At 53.3% G+C, this 12,881-nt stretch carries 8 protein-coding genes; 2 read left to right on the top strand and 6 right to left on the bottom strand.

The features are described 5' to 3' along the window. The first annotated feature begins 16 nt into the window (after positions 1-16). Entirely contained in the window at positions 17-1,210 is a 1,194-nt protein-coding gene (locus LG381_RS10180) for an ROK family protein (RefSeq protein WP_225762368.1), read from the top strand. Positions 1,211-1,273: 63 nt separating this feature from the next. Here LG381_RS10180 and glyA read toward each other — a convergent pair whose 3' ends face one another. Continuing rightward, positions 1,274-2,527 (bottom strand): serine hydroxymethyltransferase, encoded by a 1,254-nt coding sequence (gene glyA, locus LG381_RS10175; protein ID WP_000919159.1) that lies wholly within the window; start codon positions 2,525-2,527, stop codon positions 1,274-1,276. 327 nt (positions 2,528-2,854) lie between these two features. Here glyA and hmpA point away from each other — a divergent pair, with 327 nt between their 5' ends. After that, a complete protein-coding gene (hmpA, locus tag LG381_RS10170) occupies positions 2,855-4,045 on the top strand; it encodes an NO-inducible flavohemoprotein (protein WP_225762367.1) in 1,191 nt (396 codons plus the stop codon). Positions 4,046-4,088: 43 nt separating this feature from the next. Here hmpA and glnB read toward each other — a convergent pair whose 3' ends face one another. The 5 genes from glnB to purL form a co-directional block, all read right to left on the bottom strand. Beyond that, a complete protein-coding gene (gene glnB, locus LG381_RS10165; protein ID WP_000717694.1) occupies positions 4,089-4,427 on the bottom strand; it encodes a nitrogen regulatory protein P-II in 339 nt (112 codons plus the stop codon). A 60-nt stretch (positions 4,428-4,487) separates the two neighbouring features. Then, entirely contained in the window at positions 4,488-5,822 is a 1,335-nt protein-coding gene (glrR, locus tag LG381_RS10160; RefSeq protein WP_222680722.1) for a two-component system response regulator GlrR, read from the bottom strand. Then, on the bottom strand, positions 5,812-6,525 hold the full coding sequence (qseG, locus tag LG381_RS10155) for a two-component system QseEF-associated lipoprotein QseG (protein ID WP_024212404.1): 714 nt from the start codon (positions 6,523-6,525) through the stop codon (positions 5,812-5,814). Before qseG ends, glrR begins: the two co-directional genes overlap by 11 nt. Positions 6,526-6,689: 164 nt before the next feature. Next, positions 6,690-8,117, bottom strand: coding sequence for a two component system sensor histidine kinase QseE/GlrK (gene qseE, locus LG381_RS10150; RefSeq protein WP_105290340.1), 1,428 nt, complete (start codon positions 8,115-8,117; stop codon positions 6,690-6,692). 650 nt (positions 8,118-8,767) lie between these two features. After that, positions 8,768-12,655 (bottom strand): phosphoribosylformylglycinamidine synthase, encoded by a 3,888-nt coding sequence (gene purL / locus LG381_RS10145; protein ID WP_225762366.1) that lies wholly within the window; start codon positions 12,653-12,655, stop codon positions 8,768-8,770. Positions 12,656-12,881: the final 226 nt, after the last annotated feature.

Raw genomic sequence — 12,881 nt, 5'->3', positions numbered from 1 at the left:
ACAAGGTTTAGTGAAGATGAGAGCCTGCATTAACAATCAACAGATCCGCCACCATAACAAATGCGTGATTCTGGAACTGCTGTACCGGCAAAAACGCGCCAATAAATCGACGCTCGCCCGGCTGGCGCAAATTTCGATTCCGGCGGTCAGTAACATTTTGCAGGAGCTGGAAAACGAAAAGCGGGTGGTGAATATCGACGATGAAAGCCAGACGCGCGGGCATAGTAGCGGCACATGGCTGATTGCGCCGGATGGCGACTGGACGCTGTGCCTGAACGTTACGCCCACCAGCATTGAGTGCCAGGTCGCTAATGCCTGTTTAAGTCCGAAAGGTGTATTTGAATATTTACAGATTGATGCACCGACGCCGCAGGCTCTGCTGTCCGAAATCGAAAAATGCTGGCATCGCCACCGTAAATTGTGGCCGGGTCGTACCATCAATCTGGCGCTGGCAATCCACGGTCAGGTTGATCCAGTGACCGGTGTGTCGCAAACCATGCCGCAAGCGCCGTGGACTACGCCGGTTGAGGTGAAGTATCTGCTGGAAGAGAAGCTCGGCATTCGGGTGATGGTCGATAATGACTGTGTGATGCTGGCGCTGGCGGAGAAATGGCAAAATAATTCGCAGGGACGGGATTTCTGCGTAATCAACGTTGATTACGGCATTGGCTCGTCGTTCGTGATTAACGAGCAAATTTATCGCGGCAGTCTGTATGGCAGCGGACAGATTGGTCACACCATCGTTAACCCGGATGGCGTCGCCTGCGACTGCGGGCGTTATGGCTGTCTGGAAACCGTCGCCTCGTTAAGCGCATTTAAAAAGCAGGCGCGGGTATGGCTAAAATCACAACCGGCTAATACTCAGCTTGATCCCGAAAAACTGACTACCGCGCAATTAATCGCTGCCTGGCAGAGCGGAGAACCGTGGGTCACCAGTTGGGTTGACCGCTCTGCCAACGCTATAGGATTGAGTCTGTATAACTTCCTCAACATCCTCAATATTAATCAGATTTGGTTGTATGGTCGCAGTTGCGCCTTTGGCGAGAACTGGCTTAATACCATAATTCGCCAGACGGGATTTAACCCGTTCGACCGCGACGAAGGGCCGAGCGTAAAAGCGACACAGATTGGCTTCGGGCAATTAAGCCGCGCACAACAGGTGCTGGGGATTGGCTATTTGTATGTTGAGGCGCAGTTACGACAGATTTGATGGCGCGATAACGTAGAAAGGCTTCCCGAAGGAAGCCTTTTTTCAACAGATTAACCGTTTCGCTTATGCGTAAACCGGGTAACGTGCGCAGATGTCGAGAACTTTACCTTTGATACGCTCGATAACGGCTTCATCATTGATGCTGTCCAGCACGTCACACATCCAGCCAGCCAGTTCTTTCGCTTCTGCTTCTTTGAAGCCGCGACGCGTAATCGCCGGAGTACCCACGCGAATACCGGAGGTCACAAACGGGCTCTTCGGATCGTTCGGTACGCTGTTTTTGTTGACGGTGATGTTAGCACGGCCCAGAGCGGCGTCTGCTTCTTTACCGGTCAGGTTTTTATCAACCAGATCAACCAGGAACAGGTGGTTATCAGTGCCGCCGGAAACCACTTTGTAGCCGCGTTCCAGGAACACTTCTACCATCGCTTTAGCGTTTTTAGCGACCTGCTGCTGGTAAGTTTTGAACTCAGGCTCCATCGCTTCTTTCAGAGCAACCGCTTTACCGGCGATTACGTGCATCAACGGACCGCCCTGACCACCAGGGAAAACGGCAGAGTTCAGTTTTTTGTACAGCTCTTCGCTACCACCTTTCGCCAGGATCAGACCGCCGCGCGGACCCGCCAGGGTTTTGTGAGTGGTGGTAGTAACAACGTGAGCATGAGGAACTGGGTTCGGGTAGACGCCAGCAGCAACCAGGCCCGCAACGTGCGCCATATCAACGAACAGGTAAGCACCGATGCTGTCAGCGATTTCACGCATTTTCGCCCAGTCCACCACGCCGGAATATGCAGAGAAGCCACCGATAATCATTTTCGGTTTGTGTTCTTTGGCTTGTTTTTCCAGATCGGCGTAGTCGATATGACCGGTAGCATCGATACCGTAAGGAACGATGTTGTACAGTTTACCGGAGAAGTTAACCGGAGAACCGTGAGTCAGGTGACCGCCATGCGCCAGGTTCATACCCAGAACGGTATCACCTGGTTCCAGCAGCGCGGTGTAGACCGCAAAGTTAGCCTGGGAGCCGGAGTGCGGCTGGACGTTAGCGTAGTCAGCGCCGAACAGTTCTTTCGCACGATCGATCGCCAGTTGTTCAACGATATCAACATACTCGCAACCGCCGTAGTAGCGTTTGCCCGGATAACCTTCAGCATATTTGTTGGTCAGCTGAGAACCCTGCGCCTGCATTACGCGCGGGCTGGTGTAGTTTTCGGAGGCGATCAGTTCGATGTGCTCTTCCTGACGTACTTTTTCCTGCTCCATAGCCTGCCACAGTTCGGCATCATAATCGGCAATGTTCATTTCACGCTTTAACATCCGCATCTCCTGACTCAGCTAACAATAAAATTTTTGGCCTTTATAGGCGGTCCTGTTGGACAACGGCGAACAGTATAACCGAATCATTGTGCGATAACAGGTCTTGACAAAGGAATTTACGCAAACGATTACCTTCAGGCTGCGCAAGGCTTTGGAGAATAAAGAGCTTGCAACCGGAAACGGATTTCTTTTCAGGTTTGTGATGCAAATTTTTCACTTCATCACATTCTTTCTGAAAAACACCAAAGAACCATTTACATTGCAGGGCTATTTTTTATAAGATGCATTTGAGATACATCAATTAAGATGCAAAAAAAGGAAGACCATATGCTTGACGCTCAAACCATCGCTACAGTAAAAGCCACCATCCCTTTACTGGTGGAAACGGGGCCAAAGTTAACCGCCCATTTCTACGACCGTATGTTTACTCATAACCCAGAACTCAAAGAAATTTTTAACATGAGTAACCAGCGTAATGGCGATCAACGTGAAGCCCTGTTTAACGCCATTGCCGCCTACGCCAGTAATATTGAAAACCTGCCTGCGCTGCTGCCAGCCGTAGAAAAAATCGCTCAGAAGCACACCAGCTTCCAGATCAAACCGGAACAGTACAACATCGTCGGTGAACACCTGTTGGCGACCCTGGACGAAATGTTCAGCCCGGGGCAGGAAGTGCTGGACGCGTGGGGGAAAGCCTATGGCGTACTGGCTAATGTATTTATCAATCGCGAGGCGGAAATCTATAACGAAAACGCCAGCAAAGCCGGTGGCTGGGAAGGTACTCGCGATTTCCGCATTGTGGCTAAAACACCGCGCAGCGCGCTTATCACCAGCTTCGAACTGGAGCCGGTCGACGGTGGCGCAGTGGCAGAATACCGTCCGGGGCAATATCTCGGTGTCTGGCTGAAACCGGAAGGTTTCCCGCATCAGGAAATTCGCCAATACTCTTTGACCCGCAAGCCGGATGGCAAAGGCTATCGTATTGCGGTGAAACGCGAAGAGGGTGGGCAGGTATCCAACTGGCTGCACAATCACGCCAATGTTGGCGATGTCGTGAAGCTGGTGGCTCCGGCGGGTGATTTCTTTATGGATGTGACAAATGACACACCGGTAACCTTAATCTCTGCCGGTGTCGGTCAAACGCCAATGCTGGCTATGCTCGATACGCTGGCAAAAGCAGGCCACACAGCACAAGTGAACTGGTTCCATGCGGCAGAAAATGGCGATGTTCACGCCTTTGCTGATGAAGTTAAGGAGTTGGGGCAATCACTGCCGCGCTTTACCGCACACACCTGGTATCGTCAGCCGAGTGAGGCCGATCGCGCGAAAGGTCAGTTTGATAGCGAAGGTCTGATGGATTTGAGCAAACTGGAAGGTGCGTTCAGCGATCCGTCCATGCAGTTCTATCTCTGCGGTCCGGTGGGCTTCATGCAGTTTGCCGCGAAACAGTTAGTGGATCTGGGCGTGAAGCAGGAAAACATTCATTACGAATGCTTTGGCCCGCATAAGGTGCTGTGATTTGATATTGCCGGATGGAAACATCCGGCAACCCTGACGCGGTTTAAATCGCCGCGTCGTCCTCTTCACCGGTACGGATACGAATAACCCGTGCCACGTCAAAGACGAAAATTTTACCGTCACCGATTTTGCCGGTTTGCGCAGTGCGAATAATGGTATCTACACAGGTATCGACAATGTCGTCTGGTACGACAATCTCAATTTTCACCTTCGGCAGAAAATCCACCATATATTCCGCGCCGCGATACAGCTCGGTATGGCCTTTCTGGCGGCCAAAACCTTTCACCTCGGTGACCGTCATGCCGGTAATGCCGACTTCAGCCAGTGCCTCGCGGACATCGTCCAGCTTGAAGGGTTTAATAATCGCATCAATCTTTTTCATGCTATTCCTTGAAAAGGTCGCCTGTCTTCTGATCTGCTAAACGTAACACATTACGCCGATTCATTCCTTGAAATCGTTTGCATCCAGCTCGTGTCGGGAAAGCAGTTTATAAAATTCTGTCCGGTTGCGCCCCGCCATTCTCGCCGCGTGGGTGACGTTGCCTTTAGTGATTTGCAGCAGCTTACGCAAATAGTTGAGTTCAAACTGATTACGCGCCTCAACAAAGGTGGGCAGCGCCGTGTTTTCGCCCTCCAGCGCCTGTTCCACCAGCGCATCACTAATTACCGGGGATGAGGTCAGCGCCACGCACTGTTCAATCACGTTGACCAACTGACGCACATTGCCTGGCCAGCTCGCGGTCATCAGGCGTTTTATTGCATCAGTGGAGAACGCGCGGACAAACGGTTTATGTCGCTCTGCCGCCTGGCGCAACAAGTGATTTGCCAGTAGCGGAATATCTTCCGTGCGCTCCGCCAGTGCCGGAATTTTCAGGCTGACAACGTTGAGGCGGTAATAGAGATCTTCGCGGAACTCCCCGCGCGCCATCGCTTTTGGCAGGTCGCGGTGAGTGGCGGAAATAATCCGCACGTCGATATCAATATCGCGGTTACTGCCCAGCGGACGCACTTTACGCTCCTGCAACACGCGCAGCAGTTTGACCTGCAAAGGCGCGGGCATATCGCCAATCTCATCGAGAAATAACGTACCGCCTTCCGCCGCCTGGAATAAGCCCTCGCGATTGCTGACAGCGCCGGTAAACGCGCCGCGTGCATGACCAAACAGCTCCGACTCCAGCAACTGCTCGGGCAATGCGCCACAGTTAATAGCAATAAATGGTTTGCTGTTGCGCGGGCTTGCGTTGTGGATAGCCTGGGCGAAAATCTCTTTTCCGGTGCCGCTCTGACCGTTAATCAAAACGCTAACATCTGATTGCGCCACCAGCCGCGCCTGTTCCAGCAAACGCAACATCAGTGGACTGCGGGTAACAATCGCCTCACTCCAGCGTTCGTCTGTGGCTGGCGCGGATTGTTCCAATGCATCGTCAATTGCCTGATACAACGCGTCTTTATCAACAGGTTTGGTGAGGAAACTGAACACGCCCTGCTGTGTCGCGGCAACGGCATCGGGAATGGAACCATGCGCGGTAAGAATAATTACTGGCATTCCCGGCTGCACTTTCTGGATTTCAGCAAACAGTTGCATACCGTCCATTTCATCCATCCGCAGGTCGCTGATGACTAAATCTACTTTTTCGCGATTCAGTACCCGTAATCCTTCAGCGCCACTTTCCGCCGTGACCACGCTGTAGCCTTCGCTGGTCAGGCGCAGGCCAAGCAGTTTCAGCAATCCCGGATCGTCATCGACCAATAATAAATGCGCAGGTTTATGGCTCATCAGGGGTGACCTCACTGGTAGATGGTGCGGGCGTTTCGCTCTCGTGCGGTGTGTCCGGCGCGAAATTTCCGGCCGGTTTGCGGGTCGAGAGCTGACGTTCAATATCGGTCAGGTTTTCCAGCTTGCGAGTGGTGAGTTCCAGTTGTTGCTGTAGAAAGTGATGCTGCTGGCGCAAGGTATCCAGTTCGCTGTCGCTGGACTGCTGGAGTTTACTGTAGCGTTGACGCTCTTGTGCCAGTTGCAATTGTAACGCCTGATCGTCGCGCCAGAGTTGATACAGCGGGCGAACCTGCGCCGGGATCTCAGTACTTAACGCGTCTATGCGCGCGACCATCTGGCGACGCTCATACGGCGTAATTTTAGCGTCGGCGAGCAAAATCCCCTGTTTAAAGGTATTTTGCCAGCTGCCATCGCCATACTTACGGGCTTGCTGGCGCGACTGCGCTGGCATTAAACGGTTGGCGCAATCCATCGCCCGTAGCCAGTAAAGAGGATTAGTTTCGGTTGATTTACCTTGCAGCGCCCAGATGTCGCTACATTCGGTAGAAAGATAATCAGCCAGTTGATAAACCGGAATTTTTTCTTGTGCTGACGTATCTATGGCTGGCTTATCGTGACTCTGCACACAACCCAGCAACGCCAGACAAGGCAACCCCGCCAGCCACAGCCGTCGGGGCAATAATCGTTGAAAAATGTGTCGCATATTCACCAGACTTAGAGCCTTTCCCAGTAGGCGTAATCGTTGCAGGCAGTTTGGACACGGACAACGCGGAGAAACCGGAGCGTACACGTAGTACGTGAGGATTTCGAGCACCGCCCGGAGCCAAACTGGCAAATAAAATAGCCTAATGGGATAGGCTCTTAACATTATTTCGTGTTTTTCGACGACGGTAATTCAATGCGGAAACAAACATCTTGCCCGCTCTCGTCGACCAGATACAGTTCCCCCTGCATACGGCGAATACAATCCCTGGCAATGCTTAATCCCAGACCGCTGCCCTTCACCGCCCCTTTTCGCTGGTGGCTTCCCTGAAAAAAGGGTTCGAAGATCATGGCGCGCTCCTCTTGCGGAATGGGCGTGCCTGTATTGATGACATCAATATAAACCCGCGCACCATGTAAACTACTGCGAAGGCAAATGTTACCGGATTCAGCCCCGTAGTGCACCGCATTGGAGTAAAGATTATCCAGTACGCTCATCAGCAACATTGGCGCCGCCAGGCAAGTTGTTGCTTTGAGATCGACGTCGGTATGCATCATTTTAGCCCGTGCTGGCAAGCTGTGAGCGGAAACCACCATCTCTACCAGCGGTGCCAGCTCTACGTTCTCCAGCTCCACCGCGCCGTCCGCCTGTTTACGGTTGTAATCAAGCAGTTGTTCGATCAGTTTTTGCAAATTGCGGCTACTGCTATCAAGAATGCTCACCACCTCTTTTTGCTCTGGCGTAAGCGGCCCGACAACCTGGTCAGCCAGTAATTCCGTGCCCTCGCGCATACTCGCCAGCGGCGTTTTTAATTCATGAGATAAATGACGTAAGAACTGGTGCCGCTGGGATTCCAGCCATGACAGGCGCTCGCTTAACCAAAGAATACGTTGCCCAACCGAGCGTAATTCACTCGGTCCACTGAACGAAACGCTATTGCCCAGTGAGCGCCCCTCCCCCAGACGGTTGATCATCCGTTCAATATTTTTCACCGGGCCGATAATCATCCGCGTGAAAAGCAACACCATCACCAGACTCACCAGAAATAGCACCAGCGACTGCCAACCAAAATATTGCCCACGTTCGGCGATTTCGCGTTGTAACTGCTGCCCGCGAGAGAACACCACAGTGCGAGTGGCTTGTACCATTTCGGTATTGGCACTGGCAAAGGCTTCCAGACGCGCGGCGGCGGCAGCATCAGGACCGCTGTTGTTACACTGAAGTTGAGCCAGATTATTCAAATCCTGACGCAATGCCTGGTAAAGTTTATCGTCCGGCAGCACACCTGCGTGGGCATCGAGCATTTCGCTGTAACGCTTGCGCTGGCTTTGATAAACCTTCGCAAGCGTAGGGTCGTCCAGCACGCAATACTGACGGTAGCTACGCTCCATCTCCAGCGCCGCGTTGGTCATCGCTTCACTGCGCCGGGCATCGATAAGCGTAGTGCGGTTAACCAGCGCCGCCTGATCGCTAAGCGCATTCAGGCTTTGCCAGGCTTGCCATGCCAGTACCAACAGAGGGAGCAAAATGAGCAAGAATGCCAGCATTACCAGTTGTCGTAATGAGCGGGGAAAAACGGGCCAGCGTTTCAAGGTGTTACTCTCGTCAGACGCGAATAGAGTGATGCTAACCGAGGGGACGTTCAGATACAACAAAGCCGGGAATTACCCGGCTTTGTTGTGGAATAAGGCGGTGCCTAACTCGACGTTTCGCCCGATGGTTGATATAGCTAAGCTGATATCAGAAGTTGGACGGCAGGCACCTTGTTGTGCGTCATTCTAATTTTATGTAGCACGTCCCGAAGGGGCTGACATAAGCGGATGAATGAGCCACTGGTTATTATTATGCAGTAACTGTGCCAATAAATAAAATGGTTTGATAACGTACTGATAAAGCGTGAGTTTGATGGATTAATGGCTGCCCCACTGTTTGGCTATAAATCAGCCACCGTGTCGCTTAAAAGAGACACCTGAAGCTAAAATTATTCGTTTTAAATTAAATCAACAAGTTAAGTGTCACCTATAAGCGACACGATAACTCACACATTGTCGTGATTTACAGACACAAAAAAGCTCCCGGAGCTGGGAGCTTATAACTGTTGGCTAAGTGGTTGTGTAATGCCGGATGCGGCGTAAACGCTTTATCCGGCCTACAAAATCTTGCGAATTCAATATATTGCAAACCCATCCGAGCCAACCAGGTAAGCATAGCGCATCAGGCGATGCGCATATTGCCCGATACCTTAACCCAGCTGCTTACGCGCATTGCGGAAAATACGCATCCACGGACCATCCTCGCCCCAGTTTTCCGGATGCCAGGAGTTGCTGACAGTACGGAAAACACGCTCCGGGTGCGGCATCATAATGGTGACACGACCGCTTTCAGTCGTGACCGCCGTAATGCCGTTCGGGGAACCGTTCGGGTTAGCCGGGTAAGTTTCGGTGACCTTGCCGAAGTTATCGACATAGCGCAGTGCCACCAGCCCTTTACTTTCCAGTGCTGCCAGATGCGCCGCATCGCGTACTTCAACACGCCCTTCACCGTGAGAAACGGCAATCGGCATCTGTGAACCCACCATCCCTTGCAACAGCAGCGACGGGCTTTGGGTTACTTCTACCAGGCTGAAACGCGCTTCAAAGCGATCGGAGGTGTTACGCACAAAACGTGGCCACAACTCGCTACCCGGGATCAGTTCACGCAGATTAGACATCATTTGGCAACCGTTACATACCCCCAGCGCCAGCGTTTGCGGACGGTGGAAGAAGGTTGCAAACTCATCGCGTACACGATTATTGAACAGGATAGACTTCGCCCAACCTTCACCGGCACCCAGCACATCACCGTAGGAGAAACCACCGCACGCCACCAGAGCGTGGAAATCCTCCAGGCCAGTGCGTCCAGCCAGCAGGTCGCTCATATGCACGTCGATAGCATCGAAGCCCGCACGGTGGAACGCTGCCGCCATTTCCACATGCGAGTTCACGCCCTGCTCACGCAGTACGGCAACTTTCGGGCGCGCACCAGTGGCAATAAACGGTGCTGCCACATCTTCGTTGATATCGAACGACAATTTCACATTCAGCCCCGGATCGGCGTCATTAGATTTCGCCTGATGCTCCTGATCGGCACACTCCGGGTTGTCACGCAGGCGCTGCATCTGCCAGGTGGTTTCTGCCCACCAGACACGCAACGTAGTGCGGCTTTCGCTGAATACAGTCTGCCCGTTGGCGGTAATCACAAAACGGTCACCGGAAACCGCCTGCCCTACATAATGGACGCAATCCGCAAGCCCATGCTGTGCCAGTACGGACTCGACCGCTTCACGGTCAGCGGCACGTACCTGAATCACCGCACCCAGCTCTTCGTTAAACAACGCCGCCAGGCGATCGTCACCCAGAGTGGCGATATCCGCTTCAATACCGCAATGACCGGCAAACGCCATTTCCGCCAGCGTTACCAGCAGGCCGCCATCAGAGCGGTCGTGATACGCGAGCAACTTACGCTGTGCAACCAGCGCCTGAATCGCGTCATAGAAGCCTTTCAGTTGCGCGACGTCACGTACATCTGCCGGTTTGTCGCCAAGCTGACGATAAACCTGCGCCAGCGCCGTTGCGCCCAGCGCGTTATTGCCTTTGCCCAAATCAATCAGCAGCAGTGCGTTATCTTCGGTAGAAAGCTGCGGCGTGATGGTGTGACGTACATCTTCCACGCGGGCAAATGCGGAAATCACCAGCGACAACGGCGACGTCATTTCGCGCTCTTCGTTACCTTCCTGCCAGCGGGTTTTCATCGACATAGAGTCTTTACCCACCGGGATCGTCAGGCCCAGCGCCGGACAAAGTTCTTCACCCACGGCTTTAACGGCTTCATACAGGCCAGCATCTTCACCAGGGTGGCCTGCCGCCGCCATCCAGTTGGCGGAAAGTTTAATGCGTTTGATATCGCCAATCTGTGTTGCGGCAATATTGGTTAACGCTTCACCGACCGCCAGACGGGCAGAGGCGGCGAAATCCAGCAGCGCAACCGGCGCACGCTCGCCAATTGCCATCGCTTCGCCGTAGTAGCTATCGAGGCTGGCGGTAGTGACCGCGCAGTTAGCGACCGGCACCTGCCACGGACCAACCATCTGATCGCGCGCCACCATGCCGGTTACGCTGCGGTCGCCAATGGTCACAAGGAAGGTTTTCTCTGCCACAGTCGGCAGATGCAGCACGCGTTTCACCGCGTCAGCAATGGTGATCCCTTCACGAGCCAGCGCATCGCCCTTCGCTTTCAGCGTTTGTACATCGCGGGTCATCTTCGGCGTTTTGCCAAGCAGCACGTCCAGCGGCAGATCGATTGGCTGATTATCAAAATGACGATCGTGCAGAGAAAGATGCAGTTCTTCGGTCGCTTCACCAATCACCGCGTATGGCGCACGTTCACGTTTACACAATTCGTCAAACAGCGGTAACTGATCGGCTGCAACCGCCAGCACGTAGCGTTCCTGGGATTCGTTACACCAGATTTCCAGCGGGCTCATGCCCGGTTCATCGCTCAGAATATCGCGCAGTTCGAATTTACCGCCGCGTCCGCCGTCGCTCACCAGTTCCGGCATGGCGTTAGAAAGACCGCCCGCGCCAACGTCATGGATAAACAGAATTGGGTTGGCATCACCCAACTGCCAGCAACGGTCGATCACTTCCTGGCAACGACGCTCCATCTCCGGGTTATCGCGCTGTACGGAAGCAAAATCGAGGTCGGCATCAGACTGACCAGACGCCATGGAAGACGCCGCGCCGCCGCCAAGGCCGATGTTCATTGCCGGGCCGCCGAGAACGACCAGCTTCGCGCCGACGTTGATCTCACCTTTTTGTACGTGATCGGCGCGAATATTGCCGATCCCGCCCGCCAGCATGATCGGTTTGTGATAACCGCGCAGCTCTTCGCCGTTGTGGCTGTTCACTTTTTCTTCATACGTACGGAAATAGCCGTTCAGTGCCGGACGACCAAATTCATTGTTAAACGCCGCGCCGCCCAGCGGGCCTTCGGTCATGATATCCAGTGCAGTAACAATACGTTCAGGCTTACCGAAATCTTCTTCCCACGGCTGTTCAAAGCCAGGGATACGCAGGTTGGATACGGAGAAACCGACCAGGCCGGCTTTCGGCTTCGCGCCGCGTCCGGTTGCGCCTTCATCACGGATTTCGCCGCCAGAACCAGTCGCCGCGCCCGGCCACGGAGAAATCGCCGTCGGGTGGTTGTGGGTTTCTACTTTCATCAGGATGTGCGCCGGTTCCTGATGATAGTCGTAGCGACCTGTTTCGTGGTCAGCAAAGTAGCGGCCCACTTCAGAACCTTCCATTACGGCGGCGTTATCTTTATAAGCAGAGAGAACGTGATCCGGCGTGGTTTCGAAGGTGTTTTTGATCATCTTGAACAGCGATTTCGGTTGCTGTTCACCGTCGATAATCCAGTCGGCGTTAAAAATCTTATGACGGCAGTGCTCAGAGTTCGCCTGGGCGAACATATAAAGCTCTATGTCGTTCGGGTTACGACCAAGCTTCGTGAAAGCATCCTGCAGATAGTCAATTTCATCTTCCGCCAGTGCCAGGCCAAGACGCAGGTTAGCGTCGATTAGCGCCTGACGCCCCTGCCCCAGCAAATCAACGCTGGTAACCGGAGTCGGTTGATGATGAGCAAACAGTTGCTCTGCATCATCTAAAGCGAAAAAGACCGTTTCCATCATGCGGTCGTGCAGTTCAGCGGTAACCTGCTGCCATTGGTCATTGGTCAGCGTACCGGCTTCTACATAGTAAGCAACGCCGCGCTCAAGGCGGTTTACCTGTTGCAGCCCGCAGTTATGGGCGATATCGGTCGCTTTCGAAGACCAGGGAGAGATGGTGCCTGGACGCGGGGTCACCAGCAGGAGTTTACCTTGCGGGGCGTGGCTGGCGAGTGCCGGGCCATATTTCAGCAGGCGTTCAAGTTGTGCGTGCTCATCATCGTTTAACGGCGCATTGAGGTCAGCAAAATGGACATACTCGGCGTAAATAGTGTGAACCGGGAGCCTGGCAGCCTGAAAACGTGCCAGCAGTTTGTTGATTCGGAATGCCGACAATGCAGGCGAACCACGCAGAATTTCCATCATAAGTCTCTCGTCTTCTAAGCTTTCGGTGTACCCAAGGGGGGAAACGGGCGTCATTATAAAGAATCTGATGCGCTGACGAAACCGTTTGCGTGGAAATAAAATCACCATCGTGAATTAGCAACGCGTGCCGCCAATCTCTGTAATAAGTTGCCAACTGGCGCAAGTTTACGCAAAATGCCGCTCATTTATGAGTAAACCTTTCAATAGCATTACGATCTTTCAGGCT

The organism is Escherichia sp. Marseille-Q3837, assembly GCF_916618735.1.
Classification (GTDB): domain Bacteria; phylum Pseudomonadota; class Gammaproteobacteria; order Enterobacterales; family Enterobacteriaceae; genus Escherichia; species Escherichia ruysiae.
The sequence above is the reverse complement of the archived record's forward strand: the minus strand, read 5'-3'. Positions and strand labels throughout refer to the sequence as shown.